General features: G+C 73.1%; 23 protein-coding genes. 13 read left to right on the top strand and 10 right to left on the bottom strand.

Annotation, left to right across the window (positions count from 1 at the left end; all coding sequences use genetic code 11):
* Window positions 1–28: 28 nt before the first annotated feature.
* The 4 genes from ACFQ2V_RS19270 to ACFQ2V_RS19255 all read right to left on the bottom strand — a co-directional run bounded on the left by ACFQ2V_RS19270 (window position 29) and on the right by ACFQ2V_RS19255 (window position 4,399).
* Window positions 29–634, bottom strand: coding sequence for a hypothetical protein (locus tag ACFQ2V_RS19270; RefSeq protein WP_386054564.1), 606 nt, complete (start codon window positions 632–634; stop codon window positions 29–31).
* A 65-nt stretch (window positions 635–699) separates the two neighbouring features.
* Window positions 700–2,076 (bottom strand): precorrin-6A synthase (deacetylating), encoded by a 1,377-nt coding sequence (gene cobF, locus ACFQ2V_RS19265; RefSeq protein WP_386054563.1) that lies wholly within the window; start codon window positions 2,074–2,076, stop codon window positions 700–702.
* On the bottom strand, window positions 2,073–3,563 hold the full coding sequence (locus tag ACFQ2V_RS19260; RefSeq protein ID WP_386054562.1) for a cobyric acid synthase: 1,491 nt from the start codon (window positions 3,561–3,563) through the stop codon (window positions 2,073–2,075). Before ACFQ2V_RS19260 ends, cobF begins: the two co-directional genes overlap by 4 nt.
* A 137-nt stretch (window positions 3,564–3,700) precedes the next feature.
* Window positions 3,701–4,399, bottom strand: coding sequence for a PadR family transcriptional regulator (locus ACFQ2V_RS19255; protein WP_386054561.1), 699 nt, complete (start codon window positions 4,397–4,399; stop codon window positions 3,701–3,703).
* A 373-nt stretch (window positions 4,400–4,772) separates the two neighbouring features.
* Here ACFQ2V_RS19255 and ACFQ2V_RS19250 point away from each other — a divergent pair, with 373 nt between their 5' ends.
* The 4 genes from ACFQ2V_RS19250 (at window position 4,773) to ACFQ2V_RS19235 (ending at window position 8,367) form a co-directional block, all read left to right on the top strand.
* Window positions 4,773–5,207: an ATP-binding protein gene (locus tag ACFQ2V_RS19250; protein ID WP_386054560.1), complete on the top strand. Its 435-nt coding sequence runs from the start codon at window positions 4,773–4,775 to the stop codon at window positions 5,205–5,207.
* Window positions 5,208–5,249: 42 nt separating this feature from the next.
* Window positions 5,250–6,623, top strand: coding sequence for an LLM class flavin-dependent oxidoreductase (locus ACFQ2V_RS19245; RefSeq protein WP_386054559.1), 1,374 nt, complete (start codon window positions 5,250–5,252; stop codon window positions 6,621–6,623).
* A gap of 111 nt (window positions 6,624–6,734) precedes the next feature.
* Complete coding sequence (locus tag ACFQ2V_RS19240) at window positions 6,735–7,622, top strand: DUF5926 family protein (protein ID WP_386054558.1); 888 nt, start codon at window positions 6,735–6,737, stop codon at window positions 7,620–7,622.
* A gap of 13 nt (window positions 7,623–7,635) precedes the next feature.
* Complete coding sequence (locus ACFQ2V_RS19235; RefSeq protein WP_386054557.1) at window positions 7,636–8,367, top strand: glycosyltransferase family 2 protein; 732 nt, start codon at window positions 7,636–7,638, stop codon at window positions 8,365–8,367.
* 43 nt (window positions 8,368–8,410) lie between these two features.
* Here ACFQ2V_RS19235 and ACFQ2V_RS19230 read toward each other — a convergent pair whose 3' ends face one another.
* The 3 genes from ACFQ2V_RS19230 to ACFQ2V_RS19220 form a co-directional block, all read right to left on the bottom strand.
* On the bottom strand, window positions 8,411–8,890 hold the full coding sequence (locus ACFQ2V_RS19230; protein WP_386054556.1) for an SRPBCC family protein: 480 nt from the start codon (window positions 8,888–8,890) through the stop codon (window positions 8,411–8,413).
* Window positions 8,887–9,207, bottom strand: coding sequence for an ArsR/SmtB family transcription factor (locus ACFQ2V_RS19225; RefSeq protein ID WP_386054555.1), 321 nt, complete (start codon window positions 9,205–9,207; stop codon window positions 8,887–8,889). Before ACFQ2V_RS19225 ends, ACFQ2V_RS19230 begins: the two co-directional genes overlap by 4 nt.
* 134 nt (window positions 9,208–9,341) lie before the next feature.
* Complete coding sequence (locus tag ACFQ2V_RS19220) at window positions 9,342–11,534, bottom strand: hypothetical protein (protein WP_386054554.1); 2,193 nt, start codon at window positions 11,532–11,534, stop codon at window positions 9,342–9,344.
* A 97-nt stretch (window positions 11,535–11,631) separates the two neighbouring features.
* On the opposite strand from ACFQ2V_RS19220, the gene ACFQ2V_RS19215 reads away from it, so the two are divergent.
* Window positions 11,632–12,210, top strand: a complete 579-nt coding sequence (locus tag ACFQ2V_RS19215) for a DUF4446 family protein (RefSeq protein ID WP_386054553.1) — start codon at window positions 11,632–11,634, stop codon at window positions 12,208–12,210.
* Window positions 12,207–13,154, top strand: a complete 948-nt coding sequence (gene pheA / locus ACFQ2V_RS19210; protein ID WP_386054552.1) for a prephenate dehydratase — start codon at window positions 12,207–12,209, stop codon at window positions 13,152–13,154. Before ACFQ2V_RS19215 ends, pheA begins: the two co-directional genes overlap by 4 nt.
* Before the next feature lie 33 nt (window positions 13,155–13,187).
* Here the strand turns inward: pheA and ACFQ2V_RS19205 are convergent, their stop codons facing one another.
* Entirely contained in the window at window positions 13,188–13,961 is a 774-nt protein-coding gene (locus tag ACFQ2V_RS19205; protein WP_386054551.1) for a peptidoglycan-binding domain-containing protein, read from the bottom strand.
* 1,321 nt (window positions 13,962–15,282) lie between these two features.
* On the opposite strand from ACFQ2V_RS19205, the gene ACFQ2V_RS19200 reads away from it, so the two are divergent.
* The 4 genes from ACFQ2V_RS19200 (at window position 15,283) to ACFQ2V_RS19185 (ending at window position 19,726) form a co-directional block, all read left to right on the top strand.
* Window positions 15,283–15,957, top strand: a complete 675-nt coding sequence (locus ACFQ2V_RS19200; RefSeq protein ID WP_386054550.1) for a S8/S53 family peptidase — start codon at window positions 15,283–15,285, stop codon at window positions 15,955–15,957.
* Window positions 15,954–16,535, top strand: coding sequence for an RNA polymerase sigma factor (locus ACFQ2V_RS19195; RefSeq protein ID WP_386054549.1), 582 nt, complete (start codon window positions 15,954–15,956; stop codon window positions 16,533–16,535). Before ACFQ2V_RS19200 ends, ACFQ2V_RS19195 begins: the two co-directional genes overlap by 4 nt.
* A 1-nt stretch (window position 16,536) precedes the next feature.
* Window positions 16,537–17,043: a carboxypeptidase-like regulatory domain-containing protein gene (locus tag ACFQ2V_RS19190; protein WP_386054548.1), complete on the top strand. Its 507-nt coding sequence runs from the start codon at window positions 16,537–16,539 to the stop codon at window positions 17,041–17,043.
* Window positions 17,044–17,287: 244 nt separating this feature from the next.
* Window positions 17,288–19,726 carry a CHAT domain-containing protein gene (locus ACFQ2V_RS19185; protein WP_386054547.1) on the top strand — a complete coding sequence of 813 codons (2,439 nt, stop codon included), beginning with the start codon at window positions 17,288–17,290 and terminating at the stop codon, window positions 19,724–19,726.
* A gap of 59 nt (window positions 19,727–19,785) precedes the next feature.
* Here the strand turns inward: ACFQ2V_RS19185 and ACFQ2V_RS19180 are convergent, their stop codons facing one another.
* Together ACFQ2V_RS19180 and ACFQ2V_RS19175 are read right to left on the bottom strand one after the other, a co-directional pair.
* Window positions 19,786–20,976: a flavin-containing monooxygenase gene (locus ACFQ2V_RS19180; RefSeq protein ID WP_386054546.1), complete on the bottom strand. Its 1,191-nt coding sequence runs from the start codon at window positions 20,974–20,976 to the stop codon at window positions 19,786–19,788.
* A gap of 48 nt (window positions 20,977–21,024) precedes the next feature.
* Window positions 21,025–21,684 (bottom strand): DUF2461 domain-containing protein, encoded by a 660-nt coding sequence (locus ACFQ2V_RS19175; RefSeq protein ID WP_386054545.1) that lies wholly within the window; start codon window positions 21,682–21,684, stop codon window positions 21,025–21,027.
* A 116-nt stretch (window positions 21,685–21,800) separates the two neighbouring features.
* On the opposite strand from ACFQ2V_RS19175, the gene efeU reads away from it, so the two are divergent.
* The 3 genes from efeU (at window position 21,801) to efeB (ending at window position 25,231) form a co-directional block, all read left to right on the top strand.
* Window positions 21,801–22,661: an iron uptake transporter permease EfeU gene (efeU, locus tag ACFQ2V_RS19170; RefSeq protein ID WP_386054544.1), complete on the top strand. Its 861-nt coding sequence runs from the start codon at window positions 21,801–21,803 to the stop codon at window positions 22,659–22,661.
* 99 nt (window positions 22,662–22,760) lie between these two features.
* The gene (gene efeO / locus ACFQ2V_RS19165; protein WP_386054543.1) at window positions 22,761–23,921 is read left to right on the top strand and encodes an iron uptake system protein EfeO; all 1,161 of its coding nucleotides are present in this window, start codon (window positions 22,761–22,763) and stop codon (window positions 23,919–23,921) included.
* Window positions 23,918–25,231, top strand: coding sequence for an iron uptake transporter deferrochelatase/peroxidase subunit (efeB, locus tag ACFQ2V_RS19160; RefSeq protein ID WP_386054542.1), 1,314 nt, complete (start codon window positions 23,918–23,920; stop codon window positions 25,229–25,231). The genes efeO and efeB overlap by 4 nt, the downstream gene beginning before the upstream one ends.
* Window positions 25,232–25,234: the final 3 nt, after the last annotated feature.

Here is a 25,234-nt window from a genome sequence, read left to right as displayed (position 1 = left end):
GGCAGCGGCGCGGCTCGCGCGACGCCGCCTACGCGTCGAGACCGCTGACGTGCGCGACGACCTCGGCCCCACGTGTGAGCCGCACGACCGTCAGGGTCCAGAGACCGAACGTCACGACTGCCGTGGCTGCAAGTAGCCAGGCCCTGTCGCCGACCGGGATGTCGACGTTGCGGTCGGGTGACCAGAGGCTGGGCATCGTGAGCGGCGCCCAACCCGCGCCCCATGCCCAGACCATCCACGAGCGCCTGCCGTGGATCGCCTTGTCCAGACGCGAGATCCGCACCGGCGGCAGGATCCACGACACGACGGGCAGAGCCCACATCACCCACATCCCCAGATCGGGGACCAACGTCGGTGAGTGTCGCGCGCGCACGACCAACCACTGCAACCGGACCAGCCAGACGCACGCGAATACTCCTGCGGCCAGGAGGAGCACGGTGGACACGCGGTAGGAGCCGTCGGACGGAGGAGCCGACGCAGCCCCGAGGACCAGCGGGGGCAGGGACGAGATGCCCAGTCCCAGTGACCAGGCCGCAGGCCGCCGCAGCCGCGGTTGCCGGGCACGCACCGGCCGGTCGTCAGGCACGGCCACGACGGCCGCCGCTCCCGTGGTGTCGCCTCCCCTGTCATCCACGAGCGCACCGTAGCGCGTGCGAGCAGCTCACTCTGGCCTTTCGGCGTCGAACGCGTGCGAGCAGCTCACTCTGGCCTTTCGGCGTCGAAGCGTTCCTTCGTCAGCGAGTAGTAGATCTCGTCGGACCGGGTGCCGTCGGGGTTGGGCAGCCGCGCGGTCAGCCGGCCCTCGGCGCGGAACCCGGCCCGCGCGGCGACCTTGCCGGACGCGACGTTGCCGGCCTTGTGCCCCAGCTCGAGCACCGCGAGTCCGGCGGACTCGAACGCCCAGCGCGACACGAGCCGCAGCGCCCGGGTGGTGAACCCGCGCCCCCGGAACGCCGGCACGACGCCGTAGCCGAGGAGCCCGAGCCCGGGAGGTCCCATCCGCATGACGCCGATGACTCCCGCGCCCTCACCGGTGGCCGCGTCGACGATGACGAAGCGCGCAGCCCGGCCCGACCGCCACTCGCGCCGGGCCTGGGCGGCCTTCTGCCGGGCCTCGTCGTCGGTGTAGGGCTTGCCGAAGAGGTCCCACCGCAGAGACTCCTCGTCGTTGTGCTCGTCGCGCACGACCTGCCAGTCGCCGGCCGTGACGGGCCGCACGACCACGACGCCGTCGGTCAGCGGGCCCGTCTCCGGGTAGCCGGTCACCGCCGGCACCGTCGGGGTGTCCGCCGGCTGCCGCAGCAGGTAGGTGTCCATGACCCAGCCGTGCCGCTCGCGAGCCTCGGCGCGCACCCGTCGCACCTCGTCGATGACGTCGGCGAGCCGCCCCCGGACGAGCAGCTCGTCGGGCGAGCCGAGGTAGGCGCCCCAGAACAGCTCGAGGTCGGGGTACGCGTCGGCCAGCTCCGTGCAGGCGAGGCCGCCGTCGAGCATGACGACGACGTCGCCGAGGGCTGGGTCGTACTCGTCGACGAGCCGACGCCCGGTCGTGACGTGGATCGACGCACCGATGCGGTTGAGGGGGATGCGGTGCCGCGCGGCGAGCAGCTGCGGCGCGCTGATGCCGGCGATGACGTCGTGCTCGACGTCGGCCCCGGCCGCCGCGTACCTCTCGACGAGCGCGTCGACGACCCGGATCGTCGAGTCGTAGAACGCGGGGTCGCCCCACACGAGGAACCCCACCGTCGTCTCGTCGTCACCGAGCCCGTCGATGACCTCTGCGTACGCGTCGACGCGCGCCGCGTGCCAGTCGCGCACCCCCTGGCCGTATGCCGTGTCGTCGCGTTCGGCGTCCGGGCCGCGCTTCGGGTCGGCGACCTCGACGACGCGGTACGCGTGGTCCGACGGGATGAGCGCGTCGCACACCCGCTGCCGGGCCGCGACGAGGTCGGCCTTCGCGCCGCCCTTGTCGGCGACGAGGAAGACGTCGACCGTCGAAAGTGCCTGTGCAGCCTCGCCCGTCACGTGCTCGGGACTGCCCATGCCGATCCCGATGATGCGGATCCGGTCGATCATCTGGCGCCTCCTGCGCGGGTGAGGTCGAGCAGCGCCTCGAGGTCGACGTGCTCCTCGAGGGCATCGGCCAGGGTGTCGAGCATGCGCTCGCGCCGCTCGGCGAAGCCCGCTGCGCCGGCCTGCGGCTTCCAGTGCGAGCCTGCGACCGACGCGACGTGCGACAGCCAGGCCCGGCGGAAGCCGTCGCTCTCGAACGCCCCGTGCCACATGGTCCCCCACACGGCACCGGTCGACCATCCGTCGAGGAACGGGTCGGCGTCTCCGGAGCCGGCGCGCGACGCGATGCCGTGGTGGATCTCGTAGGCCGTGTCGACGACGTGGCCGTCCCACGCCCCGGTCGGCCGGGCGAGCACCTTCGTCTCGCCGAACTCGACGTGCACGGGCAGTAGCCCGAGGCCCGGCACGACACCGACCCGGCCCTCGACGTCGTCGTCGATCTGGTGCCCGAGCATCTGGTAGCCGCCGCAGACACCGAGCACGGGCCGTCCTGCCGCGACGCGGCGGGTCACGACCTCGGCCAGTCCGCGTTCGCGCAGCCATGCCAGATCACCTGCGGTGGAACGCGATCCGGGGATGACGAGCAGGTCGGCGGACTCGGCCACGGCGGCATCCACGGTCACGAGCACGTCCACGCCGGGCTCGGCGGCCAGTGCGTCGACGTCGGTGGCGTTGGAGATGCGGGGGAGCCGCAGCACCGCGACCTTGAGCCGGTCGCGTGCGGTCGCCGACAGGGCCGTCGAGGCGCGCCAGTGCCCGACCTCGAGGGTGTCCTCGCTGTCGAGCCACACGTCGAGCAGCCACGGGATGACGCCGTGGAAGGGCACGCCGGTGCGCTCGGTGATCTCGTCGAGACCCGGCTCCAGCACCGACACGTCGCCGCGGAACTTGTTGATGACGAAGGACTTCAGCAGGGAACGGTCGTCGTCGTCGAGCAGGGCCCAGGTGCCGTAGAGCGAGGCGAGGATGCCGCCGCGGTCGATGTCGCCGACGACGACGACGGGCAGCCCGAACTCAGTGGCGAGGCCCATGTTCACGTAGTCGCCCGCGCGCAGGTTGATCTCGGCGGGCGACCCGGCGCCCTCGCAGACGACGAGGTCGTATGCGTCGGCCAGCTCGCGGTAGGCCGCGAAGGCGGCGTCGCGCAGATGGCCGCGCCCGGCGGCGTACTGGCCGGCTTCGAGCGTGCCTGCGGGCTCGCCGCGCACGACGATGAACGAGCGGCGGTCGGTGCCGGGCTTCAGCAGGACGGGGTTCATCGCCGTCGTCGGCTCGACGCGCGCGGCGACCGCCTGGAGCCACTGGGCGCGGCCGATCTCGCCGCCGTCGAGGCACACCATCGAGTTGTTCGACATGTTCTGGGCCTTGAACGGCGCGACCCGCAGCCCGCGCCGCACGAGCGCTCGGCAGAGGCCGGCGACGACCACCGACTTGCCCGCGTCTGAGGAGGTGCCGGCGACGAGTAGGCCGGAGGCTGCGGGAGTCGTCACGCCGACATCCTGCCCGACCCGCCGGATCGCCCGCACACGGCGAGGCCGCCGGCACACGGTGAGGCCGCCCGCACACCGGACTCGGTGTGCGGACGGCCTCAGGGTGCCGGCGGGCTCAGCGGCCGGTCACCACGGTCTCACTCGGGATCGCCGTCGGCGAGCAGCCGGTAGAGCTTGCGCCGGGTCTCGGTGAGGATCTCGGCGGCCTCGGCCCGCTGCTGCGAGGTGCCCGTGGTGACGATCTGCCACATGGCGCCCATCACCTGGCCCACGATCGGCATGAGGTCGCTGCCGCCCCGCTGCTCCTGCTGCGGTGCGTCCTCGCCCTCGGAGGCCTCCTCGAAGGGACGCCAGGTGGCGGCCATCTCCTCGGCGTTCTCCTCGACGTAGGTGCGGCCCGCATCGGTGAGGCGCAACAGGCGCCGCCCCTCGACGTCGCGTCCCTCGACGAGGCCTTCGTCCTCGAGCTGCTGGACGGTCGGGTAGACCGAGCCGGGGCTCGGCTTCCACGCGCCGCCGGTGCGCTCGGAGATCTGCTGGATGAGCTGGTAGCCGTTCATCTCGTCGCCCGCGAGGACGTCGAGGATGGCGGCGCGGACGTCGCCGCGGCGGGCTCGGGGCCCGCGGCGTCCGCCGAACTCGGGGCCGAAGCCGGGTCCGCCGAAATGACGGACGAGGTCGGCGACCCACGGGGGCGGGCCGGGTCGTCCGCGACCGCCGGGACCGGGGCCGCCCCAGGGACCGCGTCCGGGGCCGAAGCCGGGCCCGTGACCGCCCCAGCCGCCCCAGCCGCTGTCGAACCCGGACTCTCGTCTGGTGTGTCGGTGTCCGTGCATGGTGGTTCTCCTTGTCGTTCGACGCGACTCACGAACAGTCGCGATAGGTTGACGATATATCGCGACTGTTCGATTGGCAAGAGTGTGGAGAGACCCGTGCTCATGCCCTGGAGGCTGGGCTCGTCTGCGGCGCTCTAGTCCTCGTCCTAGATCTCGCCATACGAACCCATCGCTGCGTCGGCGCTGGAAAAACTCACAGGTTCGTTGAGGTACGGCGCAGGTTTGGTTAGCGTTCGACGACGGGTGCATGCGAATTGCCCGTTGAGGAGGTTTGACCGTGGCGAGCTCACAGGGGAGCGGCCCTCGCGCCCACACCGGGTCACGTGCCGGTGTGGACGCCCGACGAGCCGAAGCAATCGCAAGGAGAGCCCCGATGACGAACGTGCCGGCCACGCCGCTCGGCGAGAAGCGCACGGTCCGCATCCAGTGGGCACCGTCCGCGGCACCTCGCATCCGCAAGGAGCTCGTCGAGGACCTCCTCGCGCGCGAGCTGCCCTCGCAGGTCATCGACGAGGCGGAGATCGTCGTGAGCGAGCTCGTCGCGAACGCCATCCGGCACGCCAAGCCGCTGGCCGACGGCACGATCCGCATCCACTGGAAGGTCAAGAACAACGTCGTCGAGGTCGAGGTCTCCGACGGCGGGGGCCCCACCGCCCCTCGCCCGGCGCCGCCGACGACGTGGGCGCCCGGTGGCCGTGGCCTGCGCATCGTGCGCTCCCTCGCCCACGAGTGGGGCGTCATCGACGAGCCGCACGGCCGCACCGTCTGGGCCTCGCTCGGTGGACCGTCGCGGCGCCGGTCGCACTGACCGGCGACGACCGGTGATGACCGACACCGACCGACACCGCAGGTGACGCTGCCCGACCCCGCGCTCGTCGTCCTCGTCGGCGCGTCCGGCTCGGGCAAGTCGACCTGGGCGGCCGCCCGCTACCGGGCCGCGGAGGTCGTCTCGTCCGACACGCTGCGTGGCGTCGTCGGCAGGGGTGAGCACGACCTCGACGCGTCGGACGACGCCTTCGCCGTCCTCGAGCAGGTGGTCATGGCCCGTCTGGGTCGTGGCCTGACGACCGTCGTCGACACGCTCGGCACCGACGCCGCCCGGCGCCGTCGCTGGCTGGAAGCCGCCCGTTCCGCGGGCCTTCCCGCCGTGGCGGTCGTGCTCGACACCCCCGCCGCCGTATGCCGTTCGCGCAACGCCGCCCGCGACCGCCCGGTCCCGGCGCGCGTCCTCACGGGCCAGCTCGCCGCCGTCGCGCTGGCCTCATCGGAGCTCGACGCGGAGGGATGGCAGGTCGAGCGCGTGGCGCCGGGCGACGGGGCGACCGCACCGACCGGGCGGCAGGCGAACCGCTCGCTCGCGGACGCTCCGCGCGGGGTGTCGGGCCTGCGTGGCGTGGTGCTCCAGCTCTCGCGCTTCCCGGCCGAGGGCGACCTGCTCGCGTGGCTGCGCGGCGTCGCGGGGGCGGCCGAGGCCGCCGGACTGGCCGGCATCGCCCTCATGGACCACCTCATCCAGATCCCCCAGGTGGGGCGGGCGTGGGACCCGATCCCCGAGCCGTGGGTCACCCTCGGGGCGCTCGCGGCGTCCACGACCCGACTGCAGCTCGGCACACTGGTGACGCCCGTGACCTTCCGCGAGCCGGGCATCACCGCGAAGGCGGCCGCGACCCTGTCCGCGCTGTCGGGTGGGCGTGCGTTCGTCGGGGTCGGTGCGGGCTGGTGGGAACGCGAGCACACGGCATACGGCCTCGAGTTCCCTTCTGCGGGAGAGCGTCTCGATGCGCTCGAGCGGGGAGTCGAGCTGATGAAGGCGCTCTGGGCCCCCGGCACCAAGCCGTATGCCGGACGCCGGGTCTCGCTGCCCGAGACGACCTCCTACCCCCGTCCCGCCGGTCGCATCCCCGTCCTCGTCGGCGGGGGCGGCCCGCGGTCGCTGCGCATCGCTGCCACGGTCGGCGACGGTGCAACGTCCCCTCCGACGAGGTCGGCCTCGGCAAGGTCGACCGCTACCTCGAGCTGGTGCGTGCCGCGGGCCGCGACGTGTCCGAGGCCTACGCGACGGTGCTCGACCTCCCGGTGGTGGGCTCCGACCGCGACGACGTGTGGGCGCGCGTCGAGCGACACCGTGGGCGCATCCCGGCCGCGGCCTTCGCCGCCAGGCACCACGCGGGCACCTCGGCGGAGCACGCCGAGCGCCTCGCACGCCTGGCGGACCGCGGTGTGACCACCGCGTTCGTGGCCCCGGTGGGGCTGGCGACCGCCGATGACGTGCTCGCCCTCGGGCCGCTGGCCTCCGCCTTCGGCTGACCCCGGGGCGGCCACTAGGGTGGCGCGCATGGGTAAGGCATCTCGTCGACCGCGCGGTGAGCGCACCGACCGTTCCGCACGTCCGCAGCCGGCGCCGTTCGTGGCCCGCCCCTTCGAGGGGCTGCCCAACGAGACCGACTGGGTCGCGATGCGCGAGATCGTCCCCGCCGCCACCGCGACGGTGCGCTTCGCGAAGGGCAAGGCGCCCGAAGGTGCCCCCGACGAGGTGACGATCGCGACGGTGCTGCCGCTGGCGTGGCCGGGCCTGCACCGCGAGAGCGGCGAGGTGCTCGTCGGCATCCAGTCCGGCAACGCGAGCGGCGACACGAGCCGCGACATCGCCGCGGCGATCGGGCTCGCCGCTGCCGCCGACGCCGGCTCTCCGGTGACTGCGCTGCCCGTCTCGATGGCCGACACCCCGCGCCTGCAGGACGTCCTCGACCTCGACGCGCCCTTCGAGATGCAGCTGCACGAGGGCTTCGACTTCTGGGTCGCCGACGCCGAGCTCGACGCCGACGGCAAGGAGTCGCTCGAGCGCGCCAACGAGTCGGCCATCCCGACCGTGAAGCTCGACGCGGCGCAGTCGGCGTTCTGGTGCCGCATCGGCGAGCGCACCTACGTGCGCTGGGTGCTGCCGTTCGACGAGGACACCGCCACCAGTGCCCTCGCCCGCCTGCACGCCGCGGGCGACAGCCACCTCGGTGACGACGGCCGCCTGCTCGGCTGCTTCCGCTCGAGTGGTCTGCTGATCCCCGTCTGGGAGGTCGACCCGGGCTCCGAGGCCGCCGACTTCGAGAAGCCCGTCGCCGAGATGAAGAAGCGCATCGAGGCCGCGGCCGCCTCGACCGAGACGCTCACCGCCGCCGAGCGTGGCGCGCGCGCCGGCCTCACCAACCGCCAGGTGACGCTCCGCTGAGGCGCGGGCGACGATGACGACCGTGCCGTTCTCCGTCGCCGTCGTCATCCCGGCCAAGGACGAGTCGGCCCGCATCGCCGAGACGATCCGAGGCGTGCGGACCATCGCCGGGGTCGCCACGGTCGTCGTCGTCGACGACGGGTCGAGCGACGGCACGGCTGCGATCGCTGCCCGTGAGGGCGCCGAGGTTGTGCGTCACCAGCGCAACCACGGCAAGGCCGACGCGATGATGAGCGGTCTCGGCCGCGTCAACGGGATGCGCCGCGTCGGTCGTCTCGACCCCGACACCGCGGTGCTCTTCGTCGATGCCGACCTCGAGGCCTCCGCGAGCGCGGTCGGTGCGCTCGTGGTCCCGGTCTCGAGCGGCGCGGCCGACCTCACGATCGCGAACCTGCCCACGCAGCGTGGCAGTGCCGGCGGCCACGGGCTCGTCGTCGGGCTCGCCCGCCGCGGCATCGAGGAGCTGACCGGCTGGTCACCCAACCAGCCGCTGTCGGGCATGCGCTGCCTGTCGCCGGCGGCGATCACCGCCGCGACACCCTTCGCCCGTGGGTGGGGGGTCGAGGTCGGCATGACCGTCGACGTGCTCGACGCCGGGCTCCGAGTCGTCGAGGTGCCCTGCGACCTGCAGCACCGGGTCACCGGCGCCGACTGGCGCTCGCAGGTGCACCGCGCGACGCAGTACCGCGACGTCGCCCTGGCGCTGGGCGTGCGGCGCCTGCGTCGTCGACTGGGCCCGGGCTGACTCGCCGCGTCACCGTCGCGCGGGGTGCAACCGCCACCCCGGCTCAGCCGTGGACGCCCAGGAGGTCGGCGTAGCGCCGCAGGTAGAGGGGCCAGCCCTCGTCGTGGCCGACGCCGTCGCGCACGGCGTGCCACTCGGGTCCGTGACGGTCGAGGTGCCGGTGCTCCAGCTCGACCCGCGTCCGGTCCGCGCCCTCGGCGGCGAAGGTCACCTCGACCTCGCTCGCCTGCTCCGGGTCGGTGACGACCTCCCAGCGCGGGCTGATGTCCCAGCTGAAGACGACGCGGTGCGGTGGCTCCCAGACGAGGACGCGCGCCCACCGGCACTCGGAGCCGTCCTCGGCGCGGTCGTAGATGTGGCCGCCGACGCGCGGTTCGAAGACGGTCTCGGTGATGGGGGCCGAGAGCAGGTTGTGCTCGCGGGGCTTGAAGTCGCCGAAGCGTTCGGTGAAGGTCGCGAACGCGTCGGCGACGGGCGCGTCGACGACGACGGTGCGGCGTACGAGGGTGTCGGTGTCGGTCATGGCTTCTCCTCCGATGGGGTGACGGACTGCTGGTAGCCGCTCAGGGCGCGGCGCCAGAAGGTGTCCAGCTGGTCGCGCAGCGCGCTGACGGCGACCGGGTCGAGACGGTAGATGCGGCGGGTGCCCGAGGCCTCCTCGGTGACGAGCCCGGCCTCCTTGAGCACCTTGAGGTGCTGCGACACGGCCGGGCGGCTCACGGGCAGCTGCTCGGCCAGCTCGCCGACAGCGAGCGGGCGCTCGGCCAGGCACTCGACGATGGAGCGTCGCGTGCGGTCCCCGAGGACGGCCCACTCGTCACCCGTTCCGTAAGTCTCCACGAACGGTAAGTCTCCGCTTACGGAATGGGCGTGTCAATGCCTACGTCCCAGCTGCGTGGAGCGCAACAGTGACGTAGGGCTCGGCGTGACGTCAAAGCGCGCCGAACACGGGCGAGCGGAGCGAGCCAAAGAACTCAGAGGTGGTGGCGGTCGCGGCGTCGGCGGACGGGGGCGTTGCGCGCCTCGATCGACAGGAAGTGCATCACGGCCGAGACGACGAGCGGCACGGTGAAGATCGCGGCGACCGGCGGGATCGCCGCACCGGAGTCGTTGGTGAGGAACCCGATCGCGGCCATCACGATGATCGCCCAGAGCCCGCGGTGCATGAGCGGGGCCTCGGCGAGCAGGCGCCTCAGCGGCTCGGTGCCGAAGGCGCCCGGCCGCATGACGATGACGACCACCATGGCCATCAGCAGGGCCGCGAGGACGAGCAGCACGGGCAGGTGGACCGCCAGCGACACGTTGGCGAGGAACTTGCGCGACATCACGTCCCACGCGCCGCCGTCGATCACGGTCTGCAGGAAGCGCCCGGGGTGCGAGCGGTCGGACTCGGGCCGGCGCCAGTCGAGGTAGCAGACGAGGCCCACGACGAGTCCGGCCGTGACGAGCACGATGAGCACGTTGCGGGCCGACGTGCGCCAGCCCATCACGCCCATGAGCAGGAACCCGAGGGCCGGCACGAGCGCGATCGGCCCGCCGAAGTCGGCGCCCCACGCGGGCAGCACGTCGACGGCCAGGGCGCCACCTCCGACGAGGACCATGGCGAGGACCGCCAGGCGCGGGGCGTTGCGGCGCACCAGGGCGTGCGCGAGGGCCGCGCAGAGCAGCAGGACCGCGGCGGCATACAGGGCGAAGGCGACGTTGCCCATGCCGTAGAAGCGGCCACCGACGAGCGGCTGGAGGCCGAAGATCGACGAGATCTGCAGGTGCGAGCCGGTGAGCAGGTCGACCCCGATGACGCCCGCGGTCACGGCCGACATCGCGGCCAGGGGGCCGAGGGCCGAGCTGCTCCACGGTCCCCTGAGGCACGCGAGCGTGATGGCAGCGCTGATCACGAGCACGAGCACGAACAGCAGCACGGCGAGCACGATCGTGGCGGTCGACCAGCGCCACCAGGGGATGAGGTTGGCGAGGAAGGTCGCGGCGGGCATCGCGGCCGAGAGCAGGCCGACCAGCCGCACCATGCGCAGCACGCGCGCCCGGGTGAAGCGACGGTTCCAGGGGCGGGCCCGACGGATCACGACCCACAGCACGAGCAGGGCCAGGGCGGTGCCGGCCAGCCAGATGACGAGGAAGGGCGCCACGATGCGGTGCATCGCATCGGCCTTGGTGTCGATGTCGGTGAGGGCGGTCAGCTTGGACGCCGCGGTCGACTCGCTGTTGTTCGCCGACGGGACCACGCTGAGGGCCCGGCCGCCGATCGCCGTGACGGGGTCGACACCGCCGCGCTGGAGGATCGTCGCGGTGATGTCGGACAGCTGCGCGACACCGGTGAGGCGTGTCGAGGCCGAGGCGAGCAGGCCCGGGCCGTAGTGCGGGCCCGAGGCGGTCAGCAGCCGCAGCCGCTCCTGCTGGTCGCGGTCCGCCAGGCCGACGACGAGCAGGTCGGCGCCGTTGGGCATCGCGTCGATGACCTGCTCGAGCCGGCGCTCGATGCCGTTGATCTTCTCCATGTGGCGCGTGCGGTCGGGATCGGTGGCATCGATCCCGCCGACGTCGACGATGCTCACCGGGCACTGGGCGAGGTCGGAGACGAGGGTCGTCGCCTGGAAGGGGCTGTACTTCGCGACCTTGCCGTCCGAGGTCGCGGCGGCCAGGCCGGCCCCCGGCCCGACGGCCTGGATGCACGTCTTGCCCGCCGCGAAGCTGTCGCCGAGCATGCCGAGCCGGGCCCGGAACTCGGCCTCGCGCGAGGCGGTTGCCAGCTCGTCGAACCCGATGATGCGGTAGCCCGCGTTCGCGTCGCCGGCGACCGAGGGCAACGACGCGCAGGTCGGGCGCACCTCGCTCGTGTCGGGGCCGGCGGCCTCACCGGCGGAGACCGTCGCCCAGCCGTCGGTCGGGCAGGTGGTCAGCCGCAGGCTCTTGACGGAGACCGACGCTGCCGAGCCGTCGCGCAGCAGCCCCCACAGCGTGGGGGTGTCCTTCGCCGAGACGTCGTCCCAGGACAAGCCGCCGAGGCCGACCACGACGAGCGACTCGCCGGGCTTCGGCTGGGTCGTCGGAGGCACCGGCACGGTCGTGCGGTTGACGTAGGCGACCGTGAGACCGGCCACCATCACCAGGAGCAGGACGACGAGCGTCTTGACGGGATGGCGGCGGATCACGCAGGACAGACTACAAACCGGGTCTGTGTGCCGAGGGCGAGGTCACGGGCTGGAATCGACCGGGCGCGCGACGTCCGCGCGGCTACCCTTGCCGATCGTGGACTCCTCGACGCTGACGACCGTGGCCCTGGCGGCCGCAGGCGTCGCGCTGCTCGCGCTCGTGCTCGCCGCCGCTGCGCAGCTGCGCCTGGCCGGGGTGCGCCGCGACTTCGCCGCCCTCGGTGGTGACGGCAGCACCGACATCGCTCGCGTCGCCGCCACGCAGAACCATCGCATCGAGCGCCTGACGGCCGAGGTGGCCGCCCTGCGCGACCACGTCGCCGGCGCGCAGGACGACGTCCGGCAGAGCCTGCGCAACGTCGCCGTGGTGCGCTACGACGCGTTCGGTGACATGGGCGGGCGCCTCTCGTTCTCCGCCGCGATCGTCGACGACCTCGGAGACGGCATCGTGATCAGCTCGATCCACGCCCGCGGAGAGTCGCGGACCTACGCCAAGGGCATCGTCGGCGGGAAGTCGAGCATCACCCTGACCCCCGAGGAGCAGCAGGCGCTGGCCTCGGCCAACCGGGACGAGCCGCCCCGCTCCGGCAGCGAGGCCCGCTCCGGCGCCGGCTCCAGTGCCGGCAACAGCGCCGGTGCCGCCCGCCCCGCACACCGCTCGAAGGACGCGTCGTGACCCCGCCCCGTACCCCCGACCAGCTCCACCGCTTCGGCTACCTCGGCCCGCGCGGCACGTTCACCCAGATGGCCCTCGACGCGTGGGACGCCGCCGAGGGACGCGAGCACCTCCCCTTCGGGTCGGTCGACGCGGCCCTGAACGCGCTGCGCGCCGGTGACATCGACGCGGCCATGGTGCCCATCGAGAACTCCGTCGAGGGCGGGGTGTCGGCGACGCTCGACGCCCTCGCCACGGGAGAGCCGCTCGTCGTCATCGGCGAGGTGCTCGTGCCGATCACCTTCGTGCTCTGCGCCCGCGCCGGCACGACGCTCGAGTCGGTGCGCACCGTCGGCACCCACTCGCACGCCTGGGCGCAGGTGCGCGGCTGGATGGGCACGAACCTGCCGGAGGCGGAGTACGTGCCGACCCTGTCGACCGCTGCCAGCGCCGCCGCTCTCGGCCAGCCCGGTGACGTCATGTTCGACGCCGGGGTCTGCGCCCCGGTCGCGGCGCGCAACGAGGGCCTCGAGGTGCTCGCCGAGGACATCGGCGACAACACCGCCGCCGTCACCCGCTTCGTGCTGGTGGCCCGACCCGGCACGCTCCCCGAGCCGTCGGGCGCCGACAAGACGACGGTCGTGCTGTTCCAGCGCGACGACCACGCGGGCGGGCTGCTCGAGCTGCTCGAGCAGTTTGCGGTGCGCGGCGTCAACATGACGCGCCTGGAGTCACGGCCCACCGGCGAGGCGATGGGCTCCTACTGCTTCTCGATCGACTTCGAGGGACACGTGCTCGACGCGCGGGTCGGCGAGACGCTCATGGGGCTGCGCCGGGTGTGCGCGGAGGTGCGCTTCCTCGGTTCCTACCCGCGCGCCGACGGCGGTCGTCCCGGCGCCCGCCCGGGCACGTCCGACGAGGACTTCAGCCGCGCCCAGGCGTGGCTCGACGACCTGCGGGCCTGACCGGGAGGCGTACGCGGCCCGCGCCGTCGGGCGTCAGCCGATCGTCGCGCCGCTCTTGAGCAGGAAGAGGGTCTCGTCGACGACGACGCCGTCCTCGCCGATGCGGTTGGCGTCCTGGAAGCGCTCGACGACCTTCTTCGTCTCGGGGCCGAAGGTGCCGTCGACGGTGAGCGTGCCGCCTGCGGCCCGCAGCGCCCGCTGCAGCGTCTCGACCGCAGGGCCCTTCGAGCCCTGCTTCAGCGTCTCGCTGCCCAGCGAGCGCGAGATGACGAGCACCCACACGCCGGCGTCGACACGGCCGGGCCGCGGCGCCGGCCCCTCGAACGTCGCCTCGACGCGCCGCAGCGCCTCGCGGGTCTGCGAGCCGTAGACCCCGTCGACCGCGACCGGGCCGAAGTCGGCGTCGTTGAGGAAGCACTGGAGGGCGCTGACGGCCGGACCCTTCGCGCCGGGTGACACCACGGGGTATGCCGGCTGCGTGCGCTCGCACGCACCCGCCACGGTGCCCGGGTCGGTGGCGGTCGCCGTCGGCGTCGGCGTCGGGGCGGGTTTGGTGGTCGTGACGGTCGGGGTGGGCCTCGTCGGGGTCAGCGGGTCGGCGGTGACGGTCGGCAGCGGCTCGGTGGGTGCGGGAGCGGTCGCGCCGGTCGTGGCCGGGGCCGCCGTCTCCGACGCCGACGACTCGGCAGCCGTGGGCGTCGTGGGCGACGCGGTGGAGCAGGCCGTCAGACCGAGACCGAGCACGACGGCCACCGCCAGCGAGGCGGGCACGGGTCGCCGGCCACCACCGGGCGCAACGTGGGACATACCGAACATCCGACTCCCCTGAGCTCACGGCGCGGTCCCTGACGTCCGCACACGTCCGAGAAGTATGCGCCCAGCCGACCGGGCATGCGAGCGCGACTCGCGGCGACGGCATACGCGGTGGGCAGGGAGGGGGGCGCCGGTGCTGCCAGGCCCGACGCCCCACCGGTCGGGACCGCCCCCTGGTGGTCCCGACGTCCCTGCTTGAGGTCACCGGGCCAGCTGCCCCTCCGCAGCGCCCCGAAACGGCCCGGTGACCAAGACCCCCGTCAGCAAAGAGTCGGTTCGCCCGGGCTTGATACGTCCTGGCCGGGAAAAGTTTCTCGGGGCGATGTATCAGGAATCCGACTACGCACACTCACTCGGGTGTAAGGGTCTTTCCAGCACCGTCGCCACCATCCGCCCCCTCAGGAGGTCTGTCGATGTCAGAGTCGGGTCCCGACGCCCCGCAGGGCGCGAACGACGCGAGTGGGACGGGCGGCCGGCGCCGACCCGAACGACCACCGGTCCGCGCCCTCGACCCGGCCACGGCGCTGCGCCTGACCGACGGGCAGCCGCCGCTTCCCGCGCTCTACCTCTCCGACCGGCTGCTCCTGAGCAACGAGGGCGGCCGGCCTCGCGGCTTCGACGACCTCCGGGACGCGCTCGGCAAGCTCGAGCTCGACTACGAGGTGACCCCCCGGCAGGACGGCGGCCCGCGCGACATCGACCAGCCGTCGTGGGGCACGAGCATCACGATCCGGCCGACCCGCTCGCCGATCGAGCCCGTCGAAGCGTGGAGCGTGCTGCAACGTCTGCGCGAGGCCGGCGAGCCCGTCGCGGAGCGCCTCAGCCTCGAGCACGTGCTGCGGCCGGCTGACGGCTACTGGGGTGGGATCGGTGGCTACTGGGGTGGCATCGGTGGTTACTGGGGTGGGATCGGAGGTTACTGGGGTGGCATCGGTGGCTACTGGGGAGGCATCGGCGGCTCGGTGCTGCAGGAGTACTCGGTGCCTGGTCGCGGCGGCCGGATGCCGGTCGCCCTGGCCCTTCCCGACCCGCGGTTGCGCGCGCGCTCCCTCGACCGCGCCCCCGTCATCGTCGTGCCCGACACGGCCATCGCGCCGCACCCGTGGTTCAAGGACGACTCCGGCGTGCTGCGGCTCGTCCTCAGGGAGGGCAAGCTCGTGCCGCTGCTGACGGGCGGCCCCGGTGCCCCCGTCGACCCGCCGATCTCGGCGCCGGCCCCGAGCGAGCCCGTCGGGCTGCTCCAGGGGCACGCGACCTTCATCGCCGGGCTGCTGCGGCAGGGCTGTCCCGAGGCGACCATCCTCTCGATCCCGTCATGGGCGAGGACGGCGTCGTCGACGAGAGCTACCTGCTCGACGTGCTCCAGGCGCTGCTCGAGCGACACGTGCACGGGCAGCAGCACGACGCGTCCGAGGTCGTCGACGTGCTCAACCTCTCGATGGGCTACTACGCCGAGGACCGCACCTTCACGTCCGGGCCGGTCGCCGACCTGCTCGACCAGCTCGCCGAGCGCGGTGTCCTCGTCGTCGCCGGCGTCGGCAACGACGGCACCGACGCGCCGTTCGTACCTGCGGCGCTCGCGGCCGAGGTGCCGCAGCGCATCACCGCGAAGGCCGTGCCGCCGGTGGCGAGCGTCGGGGCGAGCAACCCCGACGGCTCGACGGTGGCGCTCTTCTCCAACAACCTGCCGCTCGTGAGCGCCGTGCGGGCCGGGGTCTCGGTCGTCAGCACGCTGCCACTCACCAACGGCATGGGCCAGCCGTCCTCCGAGGTGCGCTCGGGCGACACGGTGCGCTGCACCGTCGACCCCGACGACTACACGGGTGGCTTCGGGGTGTGGAGCGGCACCTCGTTCGCGACACCGGTCTTCGCCGCCGAGCTCGCGACAGCCCTCGTCGACGAGGGGCACCTCACCGACGTCTCACCGTCCGCCATGCGCCGCCGCGGCATACGCGCGCTGCGCACCTGCATCGGAAGGGTGCGGTCATGACCCCGACCCCCACGGCTCCCGACGGCCTCGGGACCCTCGCGGGCAAGGCGTTCGCCGCCTACCTCGCGGGTGAGCGCGAGCGCCTCTCGGAGCTCGTCGACCTCGTGACACCCGTGCTGTGGAACGCCGCACGCTCGCAGGGCGGCGCACCGGCGACGTGCGAGGACGCCATCCAGACGGCGTTCCTCCAGCTCGTCGACCGGGCCGAGTCGATCCACGAGCCGGCCGCCGTGCTGGGCTGGCTCGTCGTCGTCGTCAAGCGCGAGGTGTGGCGGCTCGCCCGCGGCTCCCGCCGCGAGTTCGGCGTCGAGGAGGTGCCGGAGGCCCCGGCGCAGCAACTCGACCCCGAGGCGCAGTCGATCCTCAGCGAGCGCCAGCGCGTGCTCTGGAAGCACATCTCGACCCTCACCCCGCGGTGCCAGGAGCTGCTCCGGGTCATCGCGTTCGCCGATCGTCCCGACTACGCCGCCATCGCGGAGTCGCTCGGGATGCCCGTCGGCAGCATCGGCCCGACCCGTGGCCGCTGCCTCCAGAAGCTGAGGACGACCCTCGGCTCCGACCCAGGATGGGCGGTCTGACATGACATCTCACACTGACGCCATCGACGCCCGTGACCTCGACAACCTGGGCCACGTGCGCGACCTGTTCGCCCACGCGGACCCGGTGCCGAGCGACCTCGCGGAGCGGGTCAAGTTCGCGATCACCGTGCACGCCCTGCACGCCGAGGTCGCCGAGCTGATGGACTCGGCGCTGCTGACCACGCGTGGCGGCGAGACGAAGGTCGAGCCCACGCCGACCGAGTCGGTGACCTTCACGGCCGCCTCCGTCAGCCTCATGGTGTCGGCGAGCCCGTCGGATGCCGCCGACACCGACGACGCCGCCGACCGGGTACGCGTCGACGGCTGGGTGACGACACCGGGCGCCCAGGTCGAGGCGGTCACGAACGAGGGCAGCCGCACGGCGGTTTCCGATGCGAACGGGCGCTTCGTTCTGGATGATCTACCCCATGGGCCGGTCCACTTCGTGGTGACCGACCCGGGCAACGACGAGACACGACCGGTCATCACCCCGACGATCCAGATCTGACGATCCCGACCCGACGCGATGACCGGCCCCGAGGAGAGGCCGGGCGGGAGCCATCGATCTGCTGGAGAGTGCACGCACCCTGCGTGAGCAGGGCGCCGCTGACAACCTGGCCGGGCGTCCCGTCGACGCCGCCCGGTCACTGGCCGCGGCGCTGCACGAGATCGACCGGGCCGGCGAGGCGCCGTCGCACGAGCGGCTCGCGCTGCGGTGCAACACGCTCGTCACGCTCGCCCTGACGGAGTTCATGCTGTCGGGGGTCGAGCCGGCCCTGGCCAGGCTGGCCGAGGCCGAGCAGGTCGTCGACGAGCTGGGCGACGACCGCCTCCGGGCCCGCATCGCCTACCAGCGGGCCAACATCCACGGACGGGTGGGTGACCTGGCGTCGGCCTGGGACGGGCTCGAGGGCGCCGTCCGCCGGCTCGACGCCTTCACCGAGCGCGAGCGGTGCTCGGTGCACCTGAGCCGGGGGATGCTCGCGTTCGAGCTGCTGCGCCCGCAGGAGGCGCTCGAGTCCTTCGCCGAGGCCGCGCGCCTCGCCCACGACCTCGGCGGCGGCGCCCAGGAGTTCATGGCGCGGCACAACGAGGGGTATGCCGCCTACCTCCTCGGTGACATCCCGCGCTCTCTCGCCGACATGGCGGACGCCGAGACCATCGAGGCCGACGTCTTCAAGGGGCCGGCGCGTCTCGACCGGGGCCGGGTGCTGCTCGAGGCCGGACTGGTCAAGGAGGCCGTCGAGGCGCTCGAGACCGGAGTCGCCGACCTCAGCGCCGACGGGCACGACCAGATCCGCGCCGAGTTCGAGCTCGAGCTCGCCCGGGCGCACCGGCTGCTCGGCCACCTGGACCTGGCGACCGCCGCCGCAGAGTCGGCGCGCGAGACCTACGGTCACATCGGCGCCACCGCCTGGGCCGCGAAGGCCGTGCTCGTCGGGCTGCTCGTCGACCTCGCGAGACAACGCCGCCGCCCCGGCGTGCGTCCCCAGGACGTCCCGGGCACCACCCCCACCCCCGACCGACAGAGCGCTCCGTCGGATCTGGACGACTCCGCACGCGCGGTCGCCAGGGGTGCCGCGGCCACGGCCGACCGCCTTGCGGAGACCGCGACCGAGCTCGGCGACTCCGAGCTCGCCGACAGCGCGCGGGTCGTCGCCGCCCAGGCACTCCTCCTCGCGGGAGAGGTCGAGGGAGCGCAGACCAGACTGCTGAGCCTCGAGAGGGTGTCGACCGGCTCGCTGTCCGACGAGCTCGATGCCGCCGCCGTGACGGCGATGACCCTGGTCGCCGCGGGCGAACCGGTGCCGGCGCGACGCCTGCTCGTGCGGGCGTCACGGCGTCTGGCCGCCGGTCAGGAGGGCAGCGCGAGCCTCGACCTGCGCACGGCCCGGGCCGTGCACGGTGCGCGGTTGGCCGAGCTCGACCTCGAGCTCGCCGTGCCGAGGGGCAGCGCCGCGGTGCTCGACGCGCTCGACCGGTGGCGCAGCGCCACCGACCGGCTGCCCTCGCTCGGTCGACCCGACGACGAGGAGCTCGCTGCGCTCACGGAGCAGCTGCGCGGCATACGCGGGCAGCTGCGTGGCGAGACCGACCCTGCCGTCGTGCGTGAGCTCGACGAGCACGCGTCGCGCCTCGAACGGCAGATCCGCGACCGCGACTGGGCCCTGAGCCGCAGCGGCGGCGCGGCCCACGCCGCACCGGTGCGGGTCCGGGACGCCCGCGCCCACCTCGTCGACGTCGACCGCGACCACGTGTGGTTCTTCCGCCACCGCGACCGCCTCGGTGCGGTGGGGATCGTCGGCGGCCGCGCGACGCTGCGCGACCTCATGCCCATCGGTCGCGCGGCCGAGCTGGCCCAGCGGGTGCGCGTCGACCTGCGCGCCGCGGCGACCCACCACCTCGGGCCGCTCGCCGGGGCCGTCTGGTCGTCCCTGCGGTCGAGCGCGGCCGAGCTCGACGACACGCTGCTGCGTCCGTGGCGCTCCGAGCGCGGGCTCGTCGTGGTCTCGTGCCCGGAGGTGTCGGCCCTGCCGTGGGCGCTGCTGCCGTCGATGCGCGGCCGGCCCTTCACCGTGGCACCGTCGCTGACGTCCTTCGCCCGCCGCGGCCTCGCCCCCCGCAGTGGGGACGCGACGCCCGGGCGGGCCGCCGACGTCCACGTCAGCGTCGGGCCGGGCGTGCCACGTGCGTCGGCGGAGGGGCAGGCCATCGTCGGGACGTGGGGTGCCGTGGCGCGACTGGTCCAACCGTCACGCCGCGACGAGCTGGTGGCCGCCCTCGCCCGTCCCGGGATCGTGCACGTCGCCGCCCACGGAACGCACCAGGTCGAGTCTCCGCTCTTCTCCTCGCTCGTGCTGCACGACGGACCCGTCTTCGCCCACGAGCTGCAACCGACCGGCGTGCGCGCCGACCACGTGGTGCTGTCGGCCTGCGAGGTCGGGCTCACCGCGCCCCGCCCGGGGCACGAGTCGCTCGGCCTCGCGCTCTCGCTCCTGTCGCTCGGCGCGCGGTCGGTCGTCGCTGCCGTGGCGCCCGTGCCGGACGACGTGGCCGCGACGACGATGACCCGCCACCACGAGCTGCTCTCCACGGGGCTGCCCAGCGACGAGGCGCTCGCTCGCGCGGTCGCCGAGACCGACGACGTCGCCGCCGCCTTCCTCAACCTCGGCGGCCAGCACCGTCCATGAGCGCGAAGCCGACCGAGGGGAGTGGGCGTGCGTAGGGCCCCGCGCGACGACCCGTGCGACTACGAGGCGGAGCGGAGGGCCTTCATCTCGCGGCGCTTGGTCATCGCCATGGCGAGGGCGATCTTGCGCGCGTCGATGCTGATCTCGCGCAGCATGCCCGAGATCGGGTTCGTGTAGCCGGTGAACCAGAGGCCCTTCGCGCCGCGCGCCGTGCGGCCTCCGCGTTCGACGGGGCGACCCCTGCCGTCGAGGACGCCGAGGTGGCCGAGAAGCGGCTCGAGCCCTTGGTCGTAGCCCGTGGCGAGCACGATGACCTCCGGCTGGATCCGTGACCGGTCGGCGAGCACGACGGTGTCGCCCTCGACCGACGTCAGCGCAGCGACGGGTTCGACGGCCCCCGACCGCACCGCGTCGATGATGCCGACGTCCTGGACCGGGATCGCGTTGTCGCGCTCGACGCGGGTCAGCAGTCCGGTGTCGGGGCGGGGCAGCCCGTGGGCGGACAGGTCGGGCGTCTGGAGACGCTCGACGAACGGGGCGACGCGGTCGACGAGCGCGGTCGGCAGGCGGCGTACGGCGATGCCGGTGTACTGCGCCGCCACGGGTCCGCGGTTGCGGCGCAGGATGTGGGGGACGGTGCGCACCGCCATCCGCACCCGCGCGGCGCCGTGCTCCGCGAGGTCGACGGCGAGCTCGGTGCCCGTGTTGCCGGTGCCGACGACGAGGACGTCCTTGCCGGCGTACGCCGCTCCGTTGCGGTAGTGGCGCGCGAGCACGACCTCGCCCGGGAAGCCTTGCAGGCCGGGCACGTCGGGCTCGCGAGGCGTGTGGTTGAAACCCGTTGCGACGACGGCGTAGGGCGCGCTCAGCGACGTCCCGTCAGTGAGCGTCACGGTCCACGAGCGCCCGTCGGGGGTGCGGTCGACTCGAGCCGCCTCGCTGCCGTGGCGCACGTCGAGGTCGTGGTGGGCGGCATACAGCTCGAGGTAGCGCACGACGTCGTCGCGCGAGACCCAGCGGCCCATCTCCCGGGGGATCGGCAGCCCGGGCAGCCCGGACAGCTCACGTGGGGTGTGCAGGTGCAGCCGGTCGTAGTGGCCTCGCCACGAGCTGCCGACCGAGTCGCTGCGCTCGAGCACGACCGCGTGCAGGCCGCGTTGCGCCAGGGCCGCAGCCGTCGCGAGACCCGCGGGTCCGCCTCCGACGATGTGGGCATCGACCGGTCGGACGGCTCGGCTGGCTCGGGTCACAGTCGGACCCTAGTGCCGGTCGGGCCACGGCGGACGGTGTCCGCGACGTCAGGCCCGGCCCACGTGCTCGGCCACCCACTCGTTGAGGGGACGGGTCGCGCGCCACGTGTCGCGCACCCGGGTGAGGGCGCTCTTCGTGGCGAGCCAGTCGGGGTCGCCGAAGTCGCGGATCACCATGAGCTCCTTGTAACGCAGCGTCTCGATGCGAGGGTGGTCGGCGGCATACCCCCTGGGCGTCGTGCGCACCTGCTCGCCGTGCACCTCGAACTGCTTGCGTCGCAGGCCCTCGAGCAGCGACTCGAGCTGCAGGCCGCTCGCGGAGGCGTCGACCGCGCGGCGCAGGCTCGCGGTCTGCGCCGTCGAGTGGGCGCGGAAGCCGCCGCCCGCCCGGAGCCCGCCTGCGCTGATCTCGACGTAGTAGCCGGAAGCGGGCTCGACGGCGACGAAGGCCCCGAGGTGGGTCTTGTACGGCGACTTGTCGGCGCTGAACCGGATGTCGCGGTTCGGACGGAACAGCTTGGCCTCGCCGAACTCGTCCTCGAGCGCGTCGACGAGCGCGAGCATCGGCTCGCGGACCTCGCGCTCCCACTGCGCCTTGTGGTCGGTCCAGTACGCCTTCGAGTTGTCGGCCTCGAGCCCGGCGTAGAAGCCGAGTGCGCCGGTGGGGAAACCCGTGAAGGGTCCGGGTGCGGGCGGGTTGGCGCTCATGGGTGGACTCTCGCACCACCCCCGGGTTGTTAGGCAAGGCTTACCTGTGCTTTGCTCATTTCGGACACGAACTCGTGACCTAATTGTTGGGAGAAACCTGAGACAGGAGAGGCACCGTGCTCGCGAGCAACGCGCTCATCGGCCTACGCGAGGGCCTGGAGGCGGCGCTGGTCGTCGTCATCCTCGTGGCGTTCCTCGTCAGGACGGACCGCCGCTGGGCCCTGCGACACGTCTGGACCGGTGTCGGGGTCGCGATCGGGCTCGCCGTCGCACTCGGCGCCCTGCTCACCTACGGCACGAAGCAGCTGACCTTCGAGGCCCAGGAGCTCATCGGCGGCAGCGCCTCGATCATCGCCGTCGTCTTCGTCACCTTCATGGTCTTCTGGATGAAGTCCGCCTCGCGCACCATCTCCGGCGAGCTCAAGGGCAAGCTCGACCGGGCCCTCGACATGGGCCCGTTCGCGATCGCCCTCGTCGCCTTCCTCGGCGTCGGCCGCGAGGGCCTCGAGACCGCGATCTTCTTCTACGCCACCACCGAGGCCGCCGGCCAGGGAAACAACCAGCCCCTCGTCGGCTGGGTCGTCGGCCTCGCCGGCGCCGTCGTGCTGGGCTGGCTCATCTACCGCGGCGCGGTGAAGATCAACCTCGCGAAGTTCTTCCGCTGGACCGGCATCCTGCTCGTGCTCGTCGCCGCCGGCATCCTCGCCTACGGCCTGCACGACCTGCAGGAGGCGCGCTTCCTCCCCGGCCTCACCACGCTCGCCTTCGACGTGAGCGCCACCGTCGACCCGAGCAGCTGGTACGCCACCCTGCTCAAGGGCATCTTCAACTTCACGCCGGCCACGACCGTGCTGCAGGCCGTCGCCTGGGTGCTCTACGTCGGCATCGTCATGACCCTGTTCCTGCGCCCGGCCAGACCAACGCCGCAGGCCCCGGCCGCGACCTCCGGCGACACGCGTCCTGCCGTCGCCGCCTGACGCCCCCGGTGCCGCCCGGCGCCGCCCCGCACCGGCCGGCACCCCCGGCACCCGCCCGCACCACAGCCCGCACTCGCCCCGAATCTCCCCAGGAGAACCATGCCCCGCCCCGCCCTGCGCATCGTCACGCCCCTCGCGCTCACCCTCGTCGCCGGCCTCGGCCTCGGTGCGTGCACCGACAAGGCCGACCCGGACGGGGCCTCCGGCGCCTCGACCGCGGCCGGCGGCCCGATCACGGTCGACGCCACCGACACCGCGTGCACCCTGAGCGCCACCAGCGCCAAGGCGGGGACCATCACGTTCTCGGTCACGAACACCGGCACCAAGGTCAACGAGTTCTACGTGTACGCCGAGGGCGACCGCATCGTCGGCGAGGTCGAGAACATCACGCCGGGCCTCAAGCGCGAGCTCAAGGTCGAGGTCACCCAACCGGGCACCTTCACCACCGCCTGCAAGCCCGGCATGGTGGGCGACGGCATCCGCGCCGGCTTCACCGTCACCGGCTCGGCCGCCGCGGGAAGCGCCGACCAGAAGGTCGCCAAGGCCATCGCTGACTACAAGGCGTTCGTCGCGACCCAGTCCGACGAGCTGCTCACCGGCACCGAGGCTTTCGTCGCCGCGGTCCAGGCCGGCGACGTCGCCAGGGCCAAGGACCTCTACCCGACCGCCCGCCTCCCGTGGGAGACGATCGAGCCCGTGGCCGAGAGCTTCGGTGACCTCGACCCCCGCATCGACGGCCGTGAGGACGTCGTCGAGGAGGGCATGAAGTTCACCGGCTACCACCGCCTCGAGAAGGACCTGTGGGTCAGCGGCCTGCAGAAGGACTCGAACGCCGTCGCCGACCAGCTCCTCGCCGACGTCAAGGAGATCGCGGCCAAGAGCAAGACGGTCGAGCCCACCGCCCTGACGATCTCGAACGGCGCCAAGGCCCTGCTCGACGAGGTCGCCACCGGCAAGATCACGGGCGAGGAGGAGCGCTACTCGCACACCGACCTCTGGGACTTCCGCGGCAACCTCCAGGGCTCGCAGTCGGCCCTCGAGACGCTGCGCGCCGTCGTCACCGAGCGCGACCCCGAGCTGCAGAAGGCGCTCGACGCCCGCTTCGGCGAGCTCAACAAGCTGCTCGAGTCGCACCGTGTCGCAGGCAAGTTCGTCTCCTACAAGAAGCTCACCGACGCCGACATCAAGGCGCTCACGGTGTCCCTCGACGCGCTGAGCGAGCAGGTCTCCAAGGTGCCCGGGGTCGTGGAGGCCAAGTGAGCACCGAGGGCCTGAGCCGGCGCCACCTCATCGGCGCCTCCGGGAGCGCTGCCGTCGCGGGCATCGTCGTCGGCGCCGCCGGCACTGGAGCCCTCGCCCCGCGAGGGAACACCGTGACGAGAGGTGACGACGCCCCCGCGGCGGGTGCCCCGGGGTCGACGACGCCGGCGCTCGCCCTCGACGCCGCGATCCCGTTCCGCGGCGTGCACCAGGCCGGCATCGTCACACCGGCGCAGGACCGCCTGCACTTCGTCGCGCTCGACGTCGTCACGAAGGACGCGGCCCAGCTCCGTGAGCTGCTCAAGGCCTGGACCCGCGCCGCCGAACGGATGACTGCCGGCGCCGAGGCGGCTCCCGGCGGGCTCGTCGGTGGCGGACCCAACCGGGCACCCGAGGACACCGGCGAGGCGTACGGCCTGCCGGCGTCCGGGCTGACGATCACGATCGGCTACGGCCCCTCGCTCTTCGACGACCGTTTCGGCCTGGCGTCGAGGAAGCCGGTCGCCCTCGAGGAGCTACCGGCCTTCGCGGGTGACCAGCTCGACCCGAAGCGCTCCGGTGGCGACCTCTGCCTCCAGGCGTGCGCCAACGACCCGCAGGTCGCGGTCCATGCCGTGCGCAACCTCGTGCGCCTCGGCTTCGGCATCGTCGCCGTCCGCTGGTCGCAGCTCGGTTTCGGCCGCACCTCGTCGACGTCGACCGCGCAGGCCACGCCGCGCAACATGTTCGGCTTCAAGGACGGCACCAACAACGTCAAGGCCGAGCAGCTCGAGGACCTCGCGCAGCACGTCTGGGTCGCGAAGGACGACGAGACGGGCGGCGGCGCGTGGATGGCCGGTGGCTCCTACCTCGTCGCGCGCCGCATCCGCATGCACATCGAGGTCTGGGACCGCACGCCCCTGCAGGAGCAGGAGGACATCATCGGCCGTGACAAGAAGGAGGGCGCGCCGCTCGGCCAGGCCAAGGAGTTCGACACGCTCGACTTCGCGAAGAAGGGCCCCGACGGCGAGACCGCGATCCCGGTCAACGCGCACGTGCGGCTCGCCCACGCGAGCCAGCTCGGCGGGGTGCGCATCCTGCGTCGCGGCTACAACTTCACCGACGGCTCCGACGGCGTCGGCCATCTCGACGCGGGACTCTTCTTCCTCGCCTACATGCGCGACCCGGGCAGGCAGTTCGTGCCGATGCAGCGGGCGCTCGCGAAGGCCGACGTGCTGAACGAGTACATCGAGCACAACGGCTCGGCGGTGTTCGCCTGCCCGCCGGGCCTCGCCGACGGCGAGTACTGGGGCCAGGCACTCTTCGCCTGACCG

This window comes from Terrabacter terrigena (genome assembly GCF_042676085.1).
Lineage (GTDB): Bacteria > Actinomycetota > Actinomycetes > Actinomycetales > Dermatophilaceae > Terrabacter > Terrabacter terrigena.
Note: the sequence above shows the minus strand (reverse complement) of the source record. Positions and strands in the feature narration are given on the sequence as shown.

Coding starts and splice junctions, on each gene's coding strand:
- cobF (WP_386054563.1), bottom strand. CDS start 2,076: ATGATCGACCGGATCCGCATCATCGGGATCGGCATGGGCAGTCCCGAG.
- ACFQ2V_RS19255 (WP_386054561.1), bottom strand. CDS start 4,399: ATGCACGGACACCGACACACCAGACGAGAGTCCGGGTTCGACAGCGGC.
- ACFQ2V_RS19250 (WP_386054560.1), top strand. CDS start 4,773: ATGACGAACGTGCCGGCCACGCCGCTCGGCGAGAAGCGCACGGTCCGC.
- ACFQ2V_RS19240 (WP_386054558.1), top strand. CDS start 6,735: ATGGGTAAGGCATCTCGTCGACCGCGCGGTGAGCGCACCGACCGTTCC.
- ACFQ2V_RS19235 (WP_386054557.1), top strand. CDS start 7,636: ATGACGACCGTGCCGTTCTCCGTCGCCGTCGTCATCCCGGCCAAGGAC.
- ACFQ2V_RS19230 (WP_386054556.1), bottom strand. CDS start 8,890: ATGACCGACACCGACACCCTCGTACGCCGCACCGTCGTCGTCGACGCG.
- ACFQ2V_RS19205 (WP_386054551.1), bottom strand. CDS start 13,961: ATGTCCCACGTTGCGCCCGGTGGTGGCCGGCGACCCGTGCCCGCCTCG.
- ACFQ2V_RS19200 (WP_386054550.1), top strand. CDS start 15,283: ATGGGCGAGGACGGCGTCGTCGACGAGAGCTACCTGCTCGACGTGCTC.
- ACFQ2V_RS19195 (WP_386054549.1), top strand. CDS start 15,954: ATGACCCCGACCCCCACGGCTCCCGACGGCCTCGGGACCCTCGCGGGC.
- ACFQ2V_RS19190 (WP_386054548.1), top strand. CDS start 16,537: ATGACATCTCACACTGACGCCATCGACGCCCGTGACCTCGACAACCTG.
- ACFQ2V_RS19185 (WP_386054547.1), top strand. CDS start 17,288: ATGCTGTCGGGGGTCGAGCCGGCCCTGGCCAGGCTGGCCGAGGCCGAG.
- ACFQ2V_RS19175 (WP_386054545.1), bottom strand. CDS start 21,684: ATGAGCGCCAACCCGCCCGCACCCGGACCCTTCACGGGTTTCCCCACC.
- efeO (WP_386054543.1), top strand. CDS start 22,761: ATGCCCCGCCCCGCCCTGCGCATCGTCACGCCCCTCGCGCTCACCCTC.